At 53.9% G+C, this 18,884-nt stretch carries 20 protein-coding genes, 1 tRNA gene and 1 riboswitch; of the genes, 10 read left to right on the top strand and 11 right to left on the bottom strand.

What is annotated here, in order from left to right; translation table 11 throughout:
* Positions 1-18: 18 nt before the first annotated feature.
* Positions 19-906, bottom strand: a complete 888-nt coding sequence (dapA, locus tag B5E65_RS02935) for a 4-hydroxy-tetrahydrodipicolinate synthase (RefSeq protein ID WP_087170280.1) — start codon at positions 904-906, stop codon at positions 19-21.
* A gap of 14 nt (positions 907-920) precedes the next feature.
* Positions 921-2,000, bottom strand: coding sequence for an aspartate-semialdehyde dehydrogenase (gene asd / locus B5E65_RS02930; RefSeq protein ID WP_087170279.1), 1,080 nt, complete (start codon positions 1,998-2,000; stop codon positions 921-923).
* A 109-nt stretch (positions 2,001-2,109) separates the two neighbouring features.
* A riboswitch (Lysine riboswitch) is annotated at positions 2,110-2,292 on the bottom strand.
* Between the two features lie 50 nt (positions 2,293-2,342).
* Between asd and queA the strand changes: the two genes are divergently transcribed.
* From queA to B5E65_RS15995, 5 genes are all read left to right on the top strand, one after another.
* Entirely contained in the window at positions 2,343-3,368 is a 1,026-nt protein-coding gene (gene queA / locus B5E65_RS02925) for a tRNA preQ1(34) S-adenosylmethionine ribosyltransferase-isomerase QueA (RefSeq protein WP_087170278.1), read from the top strand.
* Positions 3,369-3,399: 31 nt separating this feature from the next.
* On the top strand, positions 3,400-4,533 hold the full coding sequence (gene tgt / locus B5E65_RS02920; RefSeq protein WP_242957465.1) for a tRNA guanosine(34) transglycosylase Tgt: 1,134 nt from the start codon (positions 3,400-3,402) through the stop codon (positions 4,531-4,533).
* A gap of 93 nt (positions 4,534-4,626) precedes the next feature.
* Positions 4,627-4,920 (top strand): preprotein translocase subunit YajC, encoded by a 294-nt coding sequence (gene yajC / locus B5E65_RS02915; protein ID WP_087170276.1) that lies wholly within the window; start codon positions 4,627-4,629, stop codon positions 4,918-4,920.
* Positions 4,921-4,990: 70 nt separating this feature from the next.
* The gene (locus B5E65_RS02910) at positions 4,991-5,440 is read left to right on the top strand and encodes a TIGR04086 family membrane protein (RefSeq protein WP_087170275.1); all 450 of its coding nucleotides are present in this window, start codon (positions 4,991-4,993) and stop codon (positions 5,438-5,440) included.
* A gap of 112 nt (positions 5,441-5,552) precedes the next feature.
* The gene (locus tag B5E65_RS15995; protein WP_143402960.1) at positions 5,553-6,323 is read left to right on the top strand and encodes a hypothetical protein; all 771 of its coding nucleotides are present in this window, start codon (positions 5,553-5,555) and stop codon (positions 6,321-6,323) included.
* Here B5E65_RS15995 and B5E65_RS02905 read toward each other — a convergent pair.
* Complete coding sequence (locus tag B5E65_RS02905) at positions 6,234-7,334, bottom strand: tyrosine-type recombinase/integrase (RefSeq protein WP_087170274.1); 1,101 nt, start codon at positions 7,332-7,334, stop codon at positions 6,234-6,236. The two genes, B5E65_RS15995 and B5E65_RS02905, sit on opposite strands and share 90 nt — an antisense overlap.
* 606 nt (positions 7,335-7,940) lie before the next feature.
* Between B5E65_RS02905 and B5E65_RS02900 the strand changes: the two genes are divergently transcribed.
* A complete protein-coding gene (locus tag B5E65_RS02900; RefSeq protein WP_158098497.1) occupies positions 7,941-8,615 on the top strand; it encodes a Crp/Fnr family transcriptional regulator in 675 nt (224 codons plus the stop codon).
* Between the two features lie 65 nt (positions 8,616-8,680).
* On the opposite strand, the gene B5E65_RS02895 is transcribed toward B5E65_RS02900, so the two are convergent.
* From B5E65_RS02895 to B5E65_RS02860, 8 genes are all read right to left on the bottom strand, one after another.
* Positions 8,681-11,074: an endonuclease MutS2 gene (locus B5E65_RS02895; RefSeq protein WP_087170272.1), complete on the bottom strand. Its 2,394-nt coding sequence runs from the start codon at positions 11,072-11,074 to the stop codon at positions 8,681-8,683.
* A gap of 37 nt (positions 11,075-11,111) precedes the next feature.
* Positions 11,112-11,855 (bottom strand): DNA repair protein RecO, encoded by a 744-nt coding sequence (recO, locus tag B5E65_RS02890; RefSeq protein ID WP_087170271.1) that lies wholly within the window; start codon positions 11,853-11,855, stop codon positions 11,112-11,114.
* 30 nt (positions 11,856-11,885) lie between these two features.
* A complete protein-coding gene (gene era, locus B5E65_RS02885) occupies positions 11,886-12,788 on the bottom strand; it encodes a GTPase Era (protein ID WP_087170270.1) in 903 nt (300 codons plus the stop codon).
* Positions 12,789-12,834: 46 nt separating this feature from the next.
* Entirely contained in the window at positions 12,835-13,293 is a 459-nt protein-coding gene (locus tag B5E65_RS02880) for a diacylglycerol kinase family protein (protein ID WP_087170269.1), read from the bottom strand.
* The gene (gene ybeY, locus B5E65_RS02875; protein ID WP_087170268.1) at positions 13,293-13,793 is read right to left on the bottom strand and encodes an rRNA maturation RNase YbeY; all 501 of its coding nucleotides are present in this window, start codon (positions 13,791-13,793) and stop codon (positions 13,293-13,295) included. Before ybeY ends, B5E65_RS02880 begins: the two co-directional genes overlap by 1 nt.
* 18 nt (positions 13,794-13,811) lie before the next feature.
* A complete protein-coding gene (locus B5E65_RS02870) occupies positions 13,812-14,777 on the bottom strand; it encodes a PhoH family protein (RefSeq protein WP_087170267.1) in 966 nt (321 codons plus the stop codon).
* Positions 14,778-14,861: 84 nt separating this feature from the next.
* Positions 14,862-16,031 carry a sporulation protein YqfD gene (locus B5E65_RS02865; protein ID WP_087170266.1) on the bottom strand — a complete coding sequence of 390 codons (1,170 nt, stop codon included), beginning with the start codon at positions 16,029-16,031 and terminating at the stop codon, positions 14,862-14,864.
* Positions 16,028-16,312 (bottom strand): YabP/YqfC family sporulation protein, encoded by a 285-nt coding sequence (locus tag B5E65_RS02860; protein ID WP_087170265.1) that lies wholly within the window; start codon positions 16,310-16,312, stop codon positions 16,028-16,030. Before B5E65_RS02860 ends, B5E65_RS02865 begins: the two co-directional genes overlap by 4 nt.
* A gap of 89 nt (positions 16,313-16,401) precedes the next feature.
* Between B5E65_RS02860 and B5E65_RS02855 the strand changes: the two genes are divergently transcribed.
* The 4 genes from B5E65_RS02855 to B5E65_RS02840 all read left to right on the top strand — a co-directional run bounded on the left by B5E65_RS02855 (position 16,402) and on the right by B5E65_RS02840 (position 18,880).
* Positions 16,402-17,493: a hypothetical protein gene (locus tag B5E65_RS02855; RefSeq protein WP_087170264.1), complete on the top strand. Its 1,092-nt coding sequence runs from the start codon at positions 16,402-16,404 to the stop codon at positions 17,491-17,493.
* 114 nt (positions 17,494-17,607) lie between these two features.
* Positions 17,608-17,832, top strand: a complete 225-nt coding sequence (locus B5E65_RS02850; RefSeq protein WP_087170263.1) for a hypothetical protein — start codon at positions 17,608-17,610, stop codon at positions 17,830-17,832.
* Positions 17,833-17,920: 88 nt separating this feature from the next.
* Positions 17,921-17,996 (top strand) — tRNA-Thr (locus B5E65_RS02845).
* 209 nt (positions 17,997-18,205) lie between these two features.
* A complete protein-coding gene (locus B5E65_RS02840; RefSeq protein WP_087170262.1) occupies positions 18,206-18,880 on the top strand; it encodes an alpha/beta hydrolase in 675 nt (224 codons plus the stop codon).
* Positions 18,881-18,884: the final 4 nt, after the last annotated feature.

Here is an 18,884-nt window from a genome sequence, read left to right as displayed (position 1 = left end):
CTTACTTTTACAGTTTGGTTACAGCAAACCGGCCTTCTGCAGTTCCGTGCGCACCCGGGCGGTCTGTGCCTCGTCCAGATCGATCAAAGGCATCCGACAACTGCCGGCATTCCAGCCCAGCAGATTCATGGCAGCTTTGACCGGCATGGGATTTACGTCGCAGAACAGCGCATGAATCAGCGGCAGCATAGCCAGCTGCAACTTCGCGGATTCCTGCACTTTGCCATCAAACCAGAGCTGGCAGATGTCGTGAGCTTTCTGAGGGGCTACGTTGGCCAGCACCGAGATAACGCCCTTGCCGCCCAGCGAGAGCAGGGGGACAATCTGGTCGTCGTTGCCGGAATACAGATCAATCTCATCACCGCAATCCGCTGCAATCTGCGCTACCTGCGCAATGTTGCCGCTGGCTTCTTTGATGCCGCAAACCAACGGGTTCTTGGCCAGCTCTTTTACGGTGGCGGGCGCGATGTTCACGCCGGTGCGGGAAGCTACACTGTACAGAATAGCGGGCAAACCAGCAGCGTCAATAATGGTATTGAAATGCTGTACCAGGCCCCGCTGGCTGGTCTTGTTGTAATAGGGGGTCACCAGCAGCAGTGCGTCTGCGCCCAGATCGCGGGCTCCGCGGGAGAGACTGATCGCATGGGGCGTGTCGTTGGAACCGGTACCGGCAATCACCGGAACCCGGTGGTTCACCGTTTGTACGGCCCGCTCAATCACAGAGAGGTGTTCTGCGTCCGGCATGGTGGACGCTTCGCCTGTGGTGCCGCAAACCACAATGGCGTCGGTGCCGTTTTCAATCTGATAGTTCAGGATACGGTCAAATTCCTCATAGTTCACACTTCCGTCCGGATGCATCGGGGTGATGATCGCCACGGCAGAGCCGGTAAAGATAGTGGGCTTCATGCACAGACCTCCTGTCAGTCAAAATATCCCTTGGCGGCCAGCAGTTCGGCCAGAAGCACCCCGCCGCCGGCAGCGCCGCGAAGCGTATTGTGGGAAAGGCATACAAACTTGTAATCGTACTGGGTATCCTCGCGCAGGCGGCCGATGCAGACAGCCATGCCTTTTTCGGTATCCCGGTCAAGGCGGGTCTGCGGCCGGTCAGCTTCCTCAAAATAGTGCAGGAACTGCTTGGGGGCGCTGGGCAGATTCAGCTCCTGCGCGGGGCCGGCAAATTTGGCCCACTTATCCAAAATCTGCTCCTTGGTGGGCTTGTTGGCAAAGCTCAGGAACACAGCCGCCATATGGCCATCGGATACCGGGATGCGCAGGCACTGGGCTGTAATGGCCGGGCTGGCGGCGGAAACAATCCGGTCGCCCTCAATATGGCCCCACAGCTTGAGAGGCTCCTGCTCGCTCTTTTCTTCCTCGCCGCCGATGTAGGGAATGCAGTTATCCACCATCTCCGGCCAGGTGGCAAAGGTCTTGCCGGCGCCGGAAATGGCCTGGTAGGTGCAGACCAGCGCTTTGGTTACGCCGAACTCTTCCATCAGGGGGTGCATAGCGGGCACATAGCTCTGCAGCGAGCAGTTGCTCTTGACCGCGATAAAGCCGCGCTTGGTGCCCAGACGGCGGCGCTGGGCAGGAATGATCTCCAGGTGGTCGGCGTTGATTTCCGGCACAACCATTGGAACATCCGGGGTAAAGCGGTTGGCGCTGTTGTTGGAAACCACCGGACACTCAGCACGGGCATAGGCCTCTTCCAACGCGCGGATCTCATCCTTTTTCATATCCACAGCGCAGAAAACAAAATCCACCTGAGAGGCAACCGCTTCCACGTCGGCGGCATTCAGCACCACCAGCTTTTTCGCCGCTTCCGGCATGGGAGTAGGCATCGCCCAGCGGCTGCCCACGGCTTCTTCATAGGTTTTGCCCGCCGAGCGGGGAGAAGCGGCTACAACCGCCAGATGGAACCAGGGGTGATTCTCCAGCAGCGAAACGAAACGCTGTCCCACCATACCGGTAGCGCCTACTACACCGACACGATACTCTTTCATACTGCAAACACCTTTCCTCAATTGAGTTTTGCCCGGCAACGGCATATTTCAGGATAAAAAAACAGCCGGCTTGAAAACCGGCAAGTTATGCAATATAATAAATTAGATTGCATGACACAGCGCAACACGCCTTGTCCGGCGTGACAGTTCCAGCTCTTTCGATACTGACCCCAGGCGAATGCTTGCCGAACATCCACCTTCGGCAGCTTGCCCTTTTGGCGGGTCTGCATGAGCGGCCTGGCAGCCGGAACAGACGGGCCTACTCTTGCAAGCCGCAACCTCTGTGCTGGTAACAATATAGCATTGTCAGCCGGTAAATGTCAATCTAAAGCGAGGAAAAGTATGCTGAAAAAAGATTTCTGGTTTGACCTGCCGCCCGAGCAGATCGCGCAGGAACCCGCAGAACCGCGGGATGCAGCCCGTCTGATGGTGCTGGGCCGGCAGGACGGTCATATTGAACACCGGGTGTTTCACGACCTTCCTGATCTATTACATGCCGGCGACCTGCTGGTGGTGAATAATTCCAAGGTTCTGCCCGCCCGACTGATCGGTTCCAAGGACACCGGTGCTGTCTGCGAGTTGCTTTTGCTGCATCAGGTAAAAGGGGACGAGTGGGAGTGTCTGGCCAAGCCCGGTAAGCGTCTCAAAGAGGGGGCTGTGATTCATTTTGGCGATGGCTCTCTGACTGCCCGGATTCTGCAGACCCTGCCTGATGGAAACAAGCGGGTAGAGTTCAGCTACGATACCGCCACTTTGTACGAAAAGCTGGATCAGTTTGGCCGGATGCCGCTGCCGCCTTATATTACCAAGCAGCTGGAGGATCAGAGCCAGTACCAGACGGTTTACGCCAAGGAACTGGGAAGTGCTGCTGCCCCTACTGCCGGGCTGCACTTTACACCGGAACTGCTGGACACTTTGCAGAAGATGGGCGTTGGCGTTACCCAGGTTACGCTGCATGTGGGGCTTGGTACGTTCCGCCCTGTAAAGGAAGACGATATCCTTGACCATGTAATGCACAGCGAGTGGTACAGCGTCAGCGAAGAGAATGCTGAAGCAATCCGCCGCACCAAAGCGAATGGCGGCCGGGTTATTGCGGTTGGTACCACCAGCTGCCGTACCCTGGAAGCGGTAGCCGAAAAATACGGTGAGATTCGCGCCTGTTGCGGGGATACGGATATCTTCCTGTACCCGGGCAAACCGTTCCGGTGCATTGATGGCTTGATTACCAATTTCCATCTGCCGGAAAGCACCCTGATCATGCTGGTGGCAGGCTTTTGCGGATACGAAAATACCATGCATGCCTACAAGGTGGCCGTGGAGGAAAAATATCGCTTCTTCAGCTTTGGCGATGCCATGCTGATCCTTTAACAGAATCAAAACAGAAAGGATGGACACACCCTTGCCGTACACTTTACTCAAACAGGAGCACAATGCACGCCGCGGGCAGTTTGAAACCGTACATGGTACGGTACAGACCCCTGCATTTATGAATGTGGCCACCGCAGCAGCCATCAAGGGCGGGCTTTCCGCATTGGATCTGAAGGATATCCGCTGCCAGGTTATGCTCTGCAACACCTATCATCTGCATCTGCGCCCCGGCGATAAGATTGTGGCCGAGTTGGGCGGACTGCACAAGATGACCCGTTGGGATGGTCCTATCCTGACCGACAGCGGCGGATTTCAGGTGTTCAGCCTGTCCAAGCTGCGCAAGATCACCGAGGAAGGGGTGACCTTCCAGTCTCATCTGGATGGGCATCGTATTTTTATGGGGCCTGAAGAAAGCATGCAGATTCAGGCCAACCTGGGTTCCACCATCGCCATGGCATTTGACGAGTGCGTGGAGAATCCGGCTGAGTACGCCTATTCCAAAGCCTCCTGCGATCGTACGGTACGCTGGCTGGCCCGCTGCAAGGCGGAAATGGCCCGGCTGAAGAATGAAGGCAAGGCAGTGAACCCGCACCAGCTTCTGTTCGGCATCAATCAGGGGTGCACCTTTGATGATCTGCGGGTTGAACACATGAAGCAGATTGCAGAGCTGGATTTGGACGGCTACGCTATCGGCGGGCTGGCGGTGGGGGAGCCCACCGAAGAGATGTATCGGGTGATTTCCGCTGTGGAGCCGCACATGCCCAAGGATAAGATCCGGTATTTGATGGGTGTGGGTACACCCGGCAATATCATCGAGGCGGTCAGTCGCGGCGTGGATCTGTTTGACTGTGTAATGCCCAGCCGCAATGCCCGTCACGGACATTTGAATACCTGGAGCGGCATCATCAACATTAAAAACCTGAAATATCAGAAGGATGAACAGCCGATCGATCCGGAATGCGATTGCCCGGTATGCCGCACCTTTACCCGCGCATATCTGCGCCATCTCTTCAAGGCGGATGAGATGCTGGGAATGCGGCTGGCGGTTATGCATAATCTGTATTTCTACAATCGTTTGATGGAGCGTATCCGCGAAGCGCTGGACAACGGGACCTTTGCTCAGTTCCATGACCAGTATGTGACCTTGCTGGATACCCGGATTTGATTTCCGGTTTGGACTTGCAATCATCGCGTAAAACCGATATAATTGTAATACTGTGTTGGACCCAATAGTACAGATGTAAGGAGATTATTGACCATGACCCCTGAGATGCTTCAAATCGTATTTATGCTGGTGATCCTGGGCGGTATGTTCTTTTTCATGTACCGTTCTCAGAAAAAGCAGCAGAAGAAGGAAACGGAAATGCGCAACTCCATCGAGATCGGCGATGAGGTGACCACCATCGGCGGCATCGTGGGCCGCGTTGTTGCCCTGAAAGAGGATACCTTCGTGCTGGAGACCGGCAGCGACCGCGTCAAGATCCGTTTCCGCCGTACTGCCATTGGCTCTGTGAACAAGCTGGACATGGACGCTGGTTCCGAGAACAAGTAAAGCGTTTTCAAGACAGCATAAAGTGAACACCTCCCTGCATACCGTTTGGTATACAGGGAGGTGCTTTTTTATGGCAAAATCACAGTTTTCTAAAGGACCGCTTTCCAAAGGTTTATACACCGGTAGTGGTACACCGGTCAATATTCCAATTCAATTGCTGATGGCGGCTGTGCAGGGGATTCTCTGCGCTGGCTTGGCTATGCTTGCCTGCGCATGGGTATATTGCCGGGTAGATATTCCCGACTATGCTGCCCCCGTGGCGGCAATCTGCAGTGCCGGTCTGGGAACCGCCGTAACAGCGTTTGCGGCAGCAAAACGCATCCGACAAGGGGGATTATGGATTGGCCTTGGCTGCGGTGCGGTTTATTTTGTCCTGTTTGTGGTATCGGCCTTTTTGAACGGTCAGACGGAATTTACTACAATCGCCATCTGGAAACTGATTTGCCTGGTTGCCTTTGGGGGATTAGGCGGCGTTTTGGGCATTGGCAGTGGAGAAACGCGCAGGCATGCGGCAGTATAGCCTGGCTCTTTAAAAAGGCAGCTGGCAATCACACTTGTTGCCAGCTGCCTTGCAAGACTATTTTCAGTCCGCCCATACATATACTGTGCAAAAAAACAAAGAGGTACAAGCTATGTGGACTTATCGCTGCCCGCCATCGGTGTCGCCCTCAAATACCAACACAATAAAAGAATTTCCGCGCCAAACAGAAACCATGTCGATGCCATCCATGCCTGTACCCGCAGTGACGCAATCTTCGAAAAGGGCTTGCGAGCACACTGCAACGCCTGGAAAAGAAAGGGAAGATCATGCCATTCGGCCTAAATCGCCCACCAGACACAGTAAAGTGAATTTGCTTGTCGGCACTCTGTACCTGCTGGGGCTTGGGTTAGGCATCGCGGCTGTTCAGTCGCTGCCACAGGTAACACCTTTTCTCACGCTATATGGACGGAATCTGGCACAAACTGGTGCACAAGCCGGCGCAGATATGCTTTTCAGTATGGGATTCCTTGGATATATAGGGGTGCTTCTGGCCTTGTTGCTTGTGGGACTGTGTGCATTTGGAAGCCCTCTTGTGCTGACCCTGATTTTCCTGCGGGGGCTTTGGGAGAGTGCCTATGTTGCGCTGCTCTACGCACAGTCTGGATGGCAGGGCGTTTTGCTTTACACGCTTGTATTCTGGATTCCTGGCCTTCTGTGTGTTGGATTCCAACTGCAATTTGCTGCTGAGGCATTGCGGACGTCCCGCCTTATCAGGCAGAATTGTTTAGCGAATGGGGGCCCCACGATGAGAAGCAGCGTCAAACGGTTTCTGTTACGTTTCCTCACTTTCGGTGCCCTTGGCGTTGTCGTCGAGATTCTCCAGGTTGCTTTCTTCCTGATGTTCGGGCAACTCTTTGTCTGACCGGTGCACCATCGCCGCTTTTACCCGCGACAGGGGAGAGGAACTCACAGCATCCTTTAACTGCTGAGTGTTGATGTGAGTATAGATTTCTGTGGTGGAAACATGTTCGTGTCCCAGAATTTCTTTTAAAGCCAGCATATCTACATTGCCGTGACGGTACATTAAAGTCGCCGCTGTGTGCCGCAGTTTGTGCGGCGAATATCCGCGTCCACTGAGTCCGGCAGTTTTCAGGCATCGTTCCACAATCTGCTCAACCCGTCGGTTGGACAAACGTTTTCCCGTGCGTGCTGATACAAACAGCGCTTTTTTGTCCGTCAGATTCGGTAAGGCAGCCCGTGCATCACAGTAACGCCGTAAGGCTTCCTTGCAGGCGTTATTTAAGTAAACAAGTCGCTCTTTATTGCCTTTACCTACGATGCGGATGGTGTCTTCCTTGAAATCGGAAAGGTCGATGGTTACCAGTTCTGTAAGACGCATTCCGCAGTTTAAAAACAAGGTAATGATGCAGTAGTCGCGCTCAAAAAAATCACTTTGTATATTATTTAACAATTCGAGACTTTCTTCCAAAGATAAGTATTTAGGAAGTGCCCGCTTGATACTGGGGGTGGAAATATCCTCAGCGGGGTCGTAAGTAAGCAGATTTTCCTTTCGTACAAGGTATCGGAACAGCCCTTTGACGGCGGCCAGCTTTCGTGCCCGGGCTGCCGGCTTGTTGGCGCATTCGTTGGTCAGATAATACAGGTACTCGTAGATTTCTTCCTGTGTGATGGCTCTTACAAAGGCCAGATCCAGTTCATGTACATCCAGCTCATTCGAGGGCGTGTCGGCATGGGTACGAAAGCCCAGCAGAAATCGGAAGAAACCTCGCAGGTCAATATAATATGCATTAACCGTACGTGGGGAACGATTTAAAATGGTTTCCAGATATTTCAAATAGCGGATCACAACATCCGGAATGTCAGTGTAAGGATCATGCCGGTTGGGATGCGCTGGATCGATGTAGGTGCTCATACGTTTGGAGAACTCCTTTGCTGGTATGTTTTTTATTGTAGCACACTTTGTGGATACAAACAAATATCAGTGCTTTTACACAAGATTAGGCATACGCATATGCAGCCAGACTTTCAAGTATAGGCAGGCTTAAAGAGGGCTTTTGGGCGAAGTAGTGGCTTTTTGCTCCCCTATATTTCGCTAAATTTATATTTAGCGAAATACTATGGATTTTTCTAGGGCTGCCCATGAAGGCGCTTCTCTTCCCTCTATGCTGGCTGGAAACTCTTTATATACTACTCAGAACCCTTGACGTCTCTCATTACCGGCTGTGGTTTATAAAACCTATCTCACAAAATGCGAAAAATCAATTGCGTAAAAAGCTGTTCAGCAAAAGCTAATCCGAATAAAATACACCCAGCAACATTTTTATCGTCAGTCTTCATTTGAGCCAAAGGCCAATCCTTCATGAAATCAGCGCCATAATTATTCCATATTCATAGCGCTGCTTTTGGGACTGCGTACTTCCCCACTTGTGGTTTCAATCATGATTTGCATTTCGCGATTTAGTATATTACAATTAAGAAACAAGGCATGTTGTTGCTACAACATAGAGGTGGCATATATATGGATATGGATTTTCTGGCAAATACTGAATTGTTTTATGGTATTGCCGCAGCGGAACTTCCGGTCTTGCTGGAAAGACTACACGCCAGGCAGTTGGGCTTCTGCAAGGATGAGATTCTTTGCCCCGCTGGGCAGCCAATTCATGAAATCGGGCTTGTGCTGCAGGGAGAATTGTATATCCAGCATGAGGATGTTTGGGGTGGGCGTACGCTGCTGGACAGGATTACTCCGGGCCAACTATATGGAGAGGTGTATGCGTGCATTGGCAATGAGCCTTCCCTGGTGAGCGTAGCGGCTGCTGCCGATAGTCGTGTTCTGCTGCTGAACCCCACTCACCTCCTGCATCAGAACGCACAAAACGAGGCTGCACAGGAAATCCTGCTTCGCAATTTGATTCGCGGAATTGCAGGAAAAAATCTGAATCTGTCCCGCCGTGCTCTTTATACAGCGCACCGTTCTATACGGGGGCGTGTCCTTGCTTACCTTTCCGATCAGGCGCTTCTTCATAAAAGCGCTACTTTTCTGATCCCGTTTGACCGTCAGCAGTTGGCGGATTACCTGGGGGTGGATCGCAGTGCACTTTCCGCAGAACTGGGAAAACTGCAGCGGGAAGGGCTTCTGACTACCCACCGCGAAGCGTTTCGGCTCACTCCTCCCCTGATGCCTAAAGGGTAAAATTCCTGTACAAGCAAAAATGAGCTCCCGCGCCGCAACGCGCGAGAGCTCATTTTTGCTTGTAATCATTTCAGCTCTACTACCGTTACACCGGCTTCGCCCTCGCCGTATCGGCCCAGGCGGAAGCTTTTCACGTTTTTGTGCCGGCGCAGATGCTCATGAATTGCGGTGCGCAGTGCACCAGTACCCTTTCCGTGAATCAGGTAAACCATCGTCTGACCGTTCATAACGGCATGATCCAGGAACTGGTCAGTCTCCATCAGCGCCTCGTCTACCGTCATGCCCAGCAGATTAATCTCCATAGAGGCGCTGCGCTGACCGCGCTCTACGGTAACACCGCCTTTGCGGGCAGGGGCCGGACGGGCAGATACGGGTTTGCTCGGCGCCTTTTTAAACTTGTCCGGAGCTTTCAGACCAGACAGCGGAACTTTGGTCTTCAGGATGCCGGCGCGTACTTCCACCATCCCGCTTTTATCCGGCAGGCTCATGACAGTCGCAGTCTGGTCCAATTCGGCAATAACGACTTCATCGCCAATCTTAACGCTTTTAAGCGGTACAAATTCACGAACGACATTATGCACCACGTCGGTTTTTCCAAACAGTTTTTCGGTATCGCGTTTGGCAATTTCCCTGGCACGGGCTGCACGCTGGGAAGCTGACATTTTCTCATCCTTTTGCAGCTTGCGCAGTTCATCTGTAAGGGCGTAAGCCTCACTTTGCACCTGTTGAGCCATCTGCCGGGCTTTTTCCCGGGCGGCTTCCAGTTCCTGCTCGCCTTGACGAATCAGGGCTTCCTTCTTCTTCTGGGCAGACTCCAACTGGTGTTCTGCCTCGTATTTCAGCCGCTCAATTTCGTCCTGCCCGGCTTTCAGCTGAAGCTTCAGATTGTCCAGCTGGGCCAGTACGCTGTCCAGACGGCGGTCATCGCTGGAAAGGTGTTTTTTGGCGGCTTCGATCACTTCGGCAGGAATACCCAGCTTTTCGCTGATCAGAAACGCATTGGATTTGCCGGGAACGCCCACGCTCAGTTTGTACGTGGGACGCAGGCTGTCAACGTCAAATTCGCAGCTTGCGTTGACTACACCCGGCGTTTCCAAGGCAAAGACCTTGATTTCTGCATAGTGGGTAGTGGCCATGACCAGCGCTCCCAGCTTGCGCAGCCGTTCGATAATGCTTACAGCCAGTGCTGCGCCCTCGGCCGGATCGGTACCGGCACCCAGCTCATCCAGCAACACCAGAGTGCCCGGCCCGGCCAGCCCCAGAATATTGGTGATCTTTTTCATGTGGCCAGAGAAGGTGGACAGACTCTGCTCAATGCTCTGTTCATCACCAATGTCCACCAGATACTCCTGAAACACACAAACGGTACTGTTTTCATGAGCAGGAATCAGATATCCGTGCTGTGCCATGGCACAGAGCAGACCCGCTGTTTTCAAAGTAACCGTTTTGCCGCCGGTGTTAGGACCGGTGACTACCAGGGTATCATATTCCTGCCCCAGAGATACATCAATGGGAACAACTTTGGCCGGATCGATCAGCGGATGCCGGGCCTTCAGCAGAGAGAATCCCCTTCCCGAAGACACATGCGGACACCAGGCTTTCTGCTCCAGAGCCAGACGAGCCTTGGCAAGCAGTACGTCAATGTCCAGCATTGCACTGTAGCTGTAACTGAACAACGGATCCAGAGCGGCAACCTGATCGGTAAAAGCTGCCAGAATGCGGTCGATTTCCGCCTGTTCTTGGCTGCGCAACTGCAGAATTTTAGCGTTGGCTTCCACCACGGCAGTGGGCTCTACGAAAACGGTAGCGCCGGTGGAGGATACATCGTGAATGACGCCGCCCACCTCGCCCCGGTGCTCAGCTTTGACCGGCACCACGAAGCGGCCGTTGCGCAGGGAAACCACGGCTTCCTGCAGATATTTGGACGTAGCAGAGGATTTTACCAGTGCATCCAGCTTGTCACGGATGGAGTTTTCAGTGGCGCGGATCTTGCGCCGGATATCAAACAGAGTGTGGCTGGCGGTATCCGCCATCTCTTCCGGCGACAGGATCGCATCGGTGATGGCTTTTTCCAGGCCAGGTTGAGGGCTCAGGGCGTAGAACAAATCGTCTACCGGAAGCATGTCATGCTCGGTCATGGTATACCACTGGGACAGGTTCTGAAAATTGCGCAGAGCACCTGCCACCAGCAGGAGTTCACCCATAGAAAGCAAGCCGCCTTTGACCGCACGCTGTACGGCCTTGTCGGCGCCTTCTACCCCGCCAAAGCGAGGGCTGCCGTTTTTCAGCAGCAGGCTGTTGATTGCATCCGTCTGGGACAGGGCAAACCGGACCTCATCCGGGTCAGTCCAGGGCTGCTGTGCAAGCAGACGGGCTGCCGCTTCCTTGCAGACGGTGAAACCCGCAGCACGGTTACGGATCTTGTCCAGTTCCAGAGTTTTATAATAAGCGTTATCCATAGATCTTCCTCACTGAAATGGCGCGAACCGGGCCGAATTACTCCAGCACGGTTTGTAAAAATTCCAATGTTTTGGGTGTCTTATCCAGCTGACGGCAGGCATATTGCTCCGCTACAGCGTTCAGCAGGCGCTGGCTTTCCGGCGGTATGGTGTATCCGAAGACCCGTCGGTCTTCCACCAGAATAATATGCCGCAGTGCCGTCAGTGCCGCTTCATCCAAATTTGGGGCAAGCCCTTGTTTGGCGGCACAATCTTCACAGAGAAGGTCACTGGCGGTTAAATCAAAGCAGAAAGGGCCGCCCTGGTATTTGCCGCATTCCCGGCAGCAGAGCAGATTCGGCATAAAACCAGCTTCGCTTACAGCGCGCAGCTCATAGATTGCTTTGATTTTACGTGGCAAGGCTTTTTTTTCGCTGAGCAGGTACAGGCTGTTGAGCATCAGCCGCAGCAGAGTCTCCCCTTCCTTGCCGGAGGGAGACAGCATTAATGTGACCTCCGCCATGTACATAGCCAGCGCCATGGCGTCCAGCCGGTTGGCCAGCCCATGAAATACATTTTTGACCTGGGCATCATCCACTGTATAGAGAGTGCGCCCGGCAAAAAGGGTGAATTCAGAATAACAAAACAGCCCGCAGGCGCTGAAAAGTTTGCTTTTCAGCCGCAGGCTGCCTTTGGCCGTACAGGAAAGAACCCCGTGTTCCGGGGTCAGAATGGTGAGGATGCGATCCGACTCCCCTACCTTGACCTCGCGGAGCACAAGGCCCGGCGTGACCAGCTGCATAGCATCCTCCTCCTTTCTGATTAACGCATGTCAAGGCTGGCGAAATCCGAAATCATTGAGCAGAAAATCGCTGTCCCGCCAATCGTCCTTGACCTTGACCCAGCACTGCAGATTGACCTTGGCGCCCAAAAACTCCTCACAGTCTGCCCGGGCCTGGCTGGCGATCTTTTTCAGCATCTGTCCGCCTTTGCCGATGACCATCCCCTTGTGGCTCTTGCGCTCACAGTAGATGTTTACGTCAATGTCGATGATGTTCTTATCGGTGCGCTCCTTGAACCGTTCCACTGTGACCGCGATACCGTGGGGAATTTCGTCCCGCAGGTTCAGCAGCATCTTTTCACGGATTACCTCGCTCACCAGCGCCTTTTCCGGCATGTCGGTGTAGGCATCATCCGGGAAATAATGGGGGCCGGGCACCGCATAAGCACGCAGTTCTTCCAGCAGCGTGTCGCAGCCCTCATCGGCCAGAACAGAAACGGTCAGCACCTTATCAAAGATTCCCAGCTGCTCCAACTGCCGGGCACGAATCTCCGCATCCTGGGGCGCTTTCAGCGTATCGGTTTTGTTGATAACCGCCAATGCAGGCCCGTGGGAAGCCCGGATGCCCTCCACCAGAGCCAGTTCCGACTCGGTAAATTCCCCGTAAGGCTCAAAAAGCATGAGGGTTACGTCCACGTCTGCGATGGAGTCGGTGGCTGTTTTGCTCATCCGTTCCCCCAGTTTGGTGCGGGGCTTGTGGATGCCAGGGGTATCCAGCAGAACATACTGCGCGGGTCCCTTGGTTACAATGCCGGTGATACGGGTGCGGGTGGTCTGGGGCTTGGAGGTTACAATGGCAACTTTTTCCCCTACCAGACGATTGGTCAGGCTGGATTTTCCCACGTTAGGACGGCCCACCAGGGCCACAAATACCGAAGAAGTCTGTTCCTGCAAACTGTTTCCTCCCGGCGCGCCGGTAAAGCGCGCATATTTCTGTGTCTTAAATATCTTTGGGCTTTCGGCCGCGAATAAACAGAACAGCCAACACAGCCGAAAGCAGCAGAGCCGCCGCTGCGGGCAGATTGCTGGTATAGAGTTTCATGATCCGGCAAAGTACCTCCCAGTCGCCCAAAAGGCAAAGGCCAACAACAACCGCAGCGGCGCTGAACACCAGCACCGCGCCGGCCGCCATATCTTTGGCAGAACCGGCAGCGCGCCAGTGGGCCACATCCGGCTTGTCCACCGCACGCTCCACGGCGGAATTTACCAGCTCCAGTGCCATGACCCCGCCGATACAGAGCGCCAAGAGGGCATACTCCACACTTGTGAATGTATAATACTGGCTAAACCAAAGCACATAGGCTGCGGCACAAAGGTGAAACCGGAAATTGCGCTCGGTACGCACAGCGGCGACAATGCCTGCCCAGGCATAACGAAAGCCTCGAAGAAAGCGGCGCATCAGACCTCGTCCGCCGTATAGGATACCGTACGGGGCAGACCCAGCTGAATCAGCACGGCTTCTTCCTTTTCCCGCATACGAACCGCTTCCAGACCGCCCTGCTCATGGTCGTACCCCAGCAGATGCAGCATGGAATGTACTACCAGGAACGCAACCTCACGCTGCAGCGGATGACCATACAGCTGTGCCTGCTCCATGGCCTTTTCCATCGAGATCACGATATCGCCCAGCATGGCAGCACCGGTGTCCTGATTGTGGTCGTAGACGCCATTTTCACCCAGAGGGAAGCTGAGTACATCCGTGGGCATGGGCTTGTTGCGGTACTGGCTGTTCAGTTCCGCGATGCGGGCGTTATCTACAAAAGTAACGCTGATCTCTGCGGGCTCAGCGAAATGCTCGAACTCCAGTACAGCATTGCAGCTGCGCCGGATCAGGATACGCAGCCCGGACGGGACCTTGACTGCATGTTGGTCATTGGTAATATACACCTTGTTGGACATCCTAGTTGCCTCCTTTTATTATTTGCGGCCGCGCGCGGCCGCCGCTTTGTCGTAAGCACGGACGATCTGCTGCACCAACCGATGCCGCACAACATCCTTTTCACTGAACCGGATCTGGGCAATGCCCTCAATCCCGCGCAGTACCTGCAACGCATCCACCAGACCGCTGCGGCTTTTATCCGGCAGGTCGATCTGGGTCACATCACCGGTGACAACCACCTTGCTGCCGGCCCCCATACGGGTAAGGAACATCTTCATCTGCTCCGGGCTGGTATTCTGGGCCTCATCCAGAATAATAAAAGCGTCATCCAGAGTGCGGCCCCGCATATAAGCCAGCGGTGCTACCTCAATGGTCTGCTTTTCCAGCAGCTTCTGAAAGGTATCCGGCCCCAGCATATCGTACAGGCCGTCATACAGCGGGCGCAGATACGGATCAACCTTGGTCTGAAGATCGCCGGGCAAAAAGCCCAGTTTCTCCCCTGCCTCTACTGCCGGGCGGGTCAGGATAATGCGTTCCACCTCTTTGGCCTTGAAAGCCTTGACAGCCATTGCCACCGCCAGATAGGTTTTGCCGGTACCGGCAGGCCCGATTCCGAAGGTGATCGAGTTTTCCGCAATGGCTTTCAGATACTCTTTCTGGCCAAGCGTTTTCGGACGCACCGGACGGCCTTTGGCCGTGATAGCCACAAACCCGTCGGTTAACTCCTGTACCCGGGCGGCTTCCCCTGACCGGGCCAGGCTGATGCAGTAACGTACAGTCTGCTCTTCCAGCGGGGTATGATTTTCCAGCAGGGTCAGCATTCCGTCGATAGCGCGGCCCGCCGCGGTAACCGCGTCGCTCTCGCCGGTCAGCTTGAGCTGCGCACCTCGACATACAGCCGTTACGCCCAGTTCGCTTTCCAGCAGGCGTATGTTCTGATCACAATTGCCGAACACCGCCACCGCCAATTCAATGCTATCCAGATCAATCAGCTTTTCTGCCATAGTTTCCCTTTCCATCACTTAATTTTCCACTATATTATAGCACAAAATTGTTGATATGGAATTGTAAATCTTACACAAAATTTTTCATGGTTCTTCCACGTCCGCAGCACGGGCTATATCTGCGTCGAAGCATACAGTAACCGAATAGGACAACAGTTGATCGCTCCAGCTCTCCTTTTCCGTGCTGGTGCGGATCTGAGCACCAGGATATTGGGTATACAGTGCTTTCATGCAGGCATACCGTGCAAACTGCCGGGCGCTGTCAGCATCCAAGTCCATCCATTGCGCGCTATGATCTATCCATAATGTTTCCGTCAGGGTTGCGGGCAGGGAAAATCCTGCCACGGAAACCGGCCGGTGATAGACTTTTTGCTCCCCGGTTTCCGGCAATTCCTTTTCAACCGGCGTCCAGAAACCCCAGAAAGACTGTAAAGTGTACTGGCTTTCCAGAATCCCGGAAGGAGCGTCTACCTGATAGCGAAGCGGCTGTTCGCAGGTAAAGGTCTGCTCGACCCGCGCGATTACCTCACCTTTGGGATGCGCTTTGCGCACGGTCTGGTTTCGATCCGGCTGATGGGCAGCGATGAGCACGTCCCCTTTGGCGACAGTTTGTCCTGCTGTTTTACAAACAAATCCCTCCTGAGCATTTACCGATAGGATCACCCCATCTGCTGCGGCGATCAAATCTACCGGTTCGTTGGATTCTACAGATAGAGTGTCCAATGCGGGAGCTGCTTCTACCATGAGACGTCCTTGCTGAAAGTTCAGAGCAGCCCAGCTCACTTCCTGCCATTGAAGCAGGGCTTGTTCTCCTTTTTCAAGCAATTCCGGCGTGACCCATGCACCGGAACAGAGCCCTGCTTCATACAGGATTTCGGCAGCGGTTTCCTGTGCCGCCAGGCTGATGCCTGTGTATTCAACTGTCCAGATCAGATTCTGCAGAGCACAAAGTAGTGCGGCAAAGGCGGCTGCTCCTACGATCAGACCCCATCGCCCTCGAAGAAAGCGGATCTGAAACCATATGCCGTTGCGCTGTTCTACCCGCAGCCGGGTACGGTTGCGGCGGGCCAAACGATGAAGTCGTCGGTAGGAACCGGCCGGAACCGTCAACTGCACGCCTTCGTCTGTAGGTTCAATCTGAGAAAGCGGAATCCCTCGATCCAGGCAATCACTCAGGAACTTTTCATAGCGCCCGCCCACAGCACGGATGCGTACTACGGAACGGAGCGACAAACGACGTACCCTTTCCTTCATAGGACGGAAGCCTCCTCTCCGGATAAAAACTCGATGGAAATGATCTGGCCACAGATACGCAGCAAACGTTTCTGGGCCGAGAGCAGGCGCAGCTCGTCTCCGCGAACCAGCACGGCCTGTTTGCCAAGGTCCAAACGAATCATTTGACTTGTGCAAAGCAGTATGCCTTTACAGTTTTCGACTTCCAGTTCGCCGGGAAATGTGAAGTGAAGGCGGGGCCGGAAGTAAAATCCGGCCGGTACATGGCTGGAAATCTGTCGGCTGCTGGACTTTTTGCTCATTCAGCCGCCCCCTTACGAAAGAATCGCACGCGCAGGTTCTATCCCATCGGGCGCGCCGCTACTATTATATGGAGGGAGGCGATTGGATTATGAATCACTGCCGCTTGGAACGCGCGCTGGAGAGTGCAGCTGCTGTGATGCTGCTGGGGTTGATGCTGCTTTTTCCCCAGCAGGTGGTGCAAGGCGCACAGGAAGGGCTGCGCTGCTGTGCGGAACAGCTGATCCCCGCGCTGTTACCTTTCCTGATCATTTGTCAGATGGTAGTGGATTGTCCGGCGGCGGGTGCTTTGGGACGAGGTTTTCTGCCTTACTTGCGGTTGCTGGGAATTTCCGCCCCATCTGCCGGTGCGGCACTTTTGATGGGGTTGTTGGGCGGCTTTGCACCGGCAGGCAGATGCGTGGCCCGCTTGCGGCAGCATAACCAGATTGATGACAGGCAGGCGCAGGCTTTGGTGGTGGCTTGCGCCGGTTCAGGCCCGGGTTTTGTGGTGAACAGTGTCGGCATGCTTATGCTGGGATCACCGGCTGTCGGGTGGGCATTGGTGATCAGCCAAACAACCGCCAGCCTTTTTTGTGGTTTTGCGGCAGCACGATTTTTGCGGCTGCCGATTCGCTGCAATTCTTCTTGCCTGGCTGCGACAGAAGATGGCAAAGAAAAAAGCGGACTATCTTTAATCATTCTGCAATCGGCGCAGGCAATGCTGGCCATTTGCGGTACAGTTGTGCTGTTTCGGTGCCTGTACCAAACCGTGGCACCTGTTTTTCGCCTGGATGATCGTATTGCTGCCCTTGGCGCAATGCTGCTGGAAGTGACCAGTGGCTGTCTGGAAGCATCCCGCCTGCCCGGAAACGGAGCGATCTATGGCTGCTGCGCAGCCCTGAGCATGCTGAGCGGCTCTGTTTTTCTGCAGCTTCGCACTCTTTTACCGGAAAGTGTGTCTTTGAAGCCACTTCTTTTTACCCGAGTGCTCCATGTGCCTGTAAGCCTGGGAATGCTGCATTTGGCGCTTCGCTTGATGCCGGACCTGACGGCCCAGGTGGTTTTGCCGGTAGGGCCTGTATTGCTGCTTTCCACCCGTGCACGTCCGGATGCGGCGCTGGCATTGTTTGCTTTGTGCTGTCTTGTAGCGTACCGTCTGCAAAAGGAAGGTACCAGACGGTGCTCAGGCGGGACAGAATAGATCACAAGATACGAGATAAATGAAATCGATTGCTGCTGGTGTAAATCGGAATCGGCTTTACAATGCCGGCGGTGGTGGGTATAATAGAAACGCAAAACGAAAGGAGAACTGCCCATGTTTCGCAGAAATGCGCTGTACGGCGCCACCATTTCCCCCGCCTGTGAGTATTGTCAGCACGGCCGACGGACTGCCGACGAAAAGATGATTCTGTGCAATTTCCGCGGAGCGGTTTCCCCTTATTACCAGTGCCGTAAGTATGTATATGACCCGCTGCGCCGTATCCCCCGCCGCCAGCCGAAACTGCCGGAGTTTTCACCGGAGGATTTCAGCCTAGACTGATATACGTTTTCCGATTTTTCGGTCTGGTACTTGACGCGGGCTGTTTTTTTCGTTAAAATAGATGTGCTGTCTTGATGGACTTGCCTTTGCTGGAATAGCTCAGCCGGTAGAGCAGCTGATTCGTAATCAGCAGGTCGCGTGTTCAAGTCACGTTTCCAGCTCCAAATTCAATCCCTGGGAAATGGCTAAAGTAAGCCGTTTCCCGGGGATTTTCACTTTTTTGAACCAATCAGAGTTGTACGTTGTTAGCTTATTTGTTAGTTTTTGAATGACCGCAAATTCTATGTGAGTGGCATATCGTGTTTATGTATTGCAAGCAGACTGCATTAAGCTATCCTCAAAAATTATGCATAGAAAGTGTGTGATTCCTGAAATGATCGATTTTGAAGCGGGCGGCAAACACATCGCAGTATTTCCGGGCTGTAAGCCGGATGTGCCGGTTATATATCTCAATACCTTTTCTGGCGAAGGACAAGTGGTTTGGAAAGCTGCACAGATCCTTGGTTGTCCTCCGCTTACCTTGGTTGCCATCAGCAATCTGGACTGGAACCATGATATGACACCCTGGAACAGCCCGCCGGCCTTCAAAAATGGCGAACCCTGCACAGGAGGCGCCGATGATTACCTGCGGATTTTGACCGAGGAGATTGTTCCGGCGGTAGAAAAAGAAATTTTTGCGGCGCCGCGCTGGCGTGGAATCGCAGGATACTCGCTGGCGGGCCTGTTTGCCTTGTATTCGATGTACCAGACGGATATGTTTTCCCGTGTGGGCAGTATGTCCGGCTCACTGTGGTTTCCCGGAATGAAAGAGTACATTGCTGCCCACAAACCAAAGCGGCGGCCAGATTGCCTGTACCTTTCCCTGGGAAATAGAGAAAGCAAGACCCGGAATCCGATTCTGAAAACTGTCCAACAAAATACGGAAGAGATGGCAGCTTTTTATAAAGCTGACGGAATTGAGACGGTGTTTCAACTGAATGAGGGGAATCACTTTGACCAGGCAGCGGAGCGCACGGCCAAGGGTATATGCTGGCTTCTGAACAGGTAACTGC

The organism is Gemmiger sp. An120 (genome assembly GCF_002160955.1).
Taxonomy (GTDB): Bacteria; Bacillota; Clostridia; order Oscillospirales; family Ruminococcaceae; genus Gemmiger_A; species Gemmiger_A avium.
This window is presented reverse-complemented; position numbering and strand designations above follow the sequence as displayed.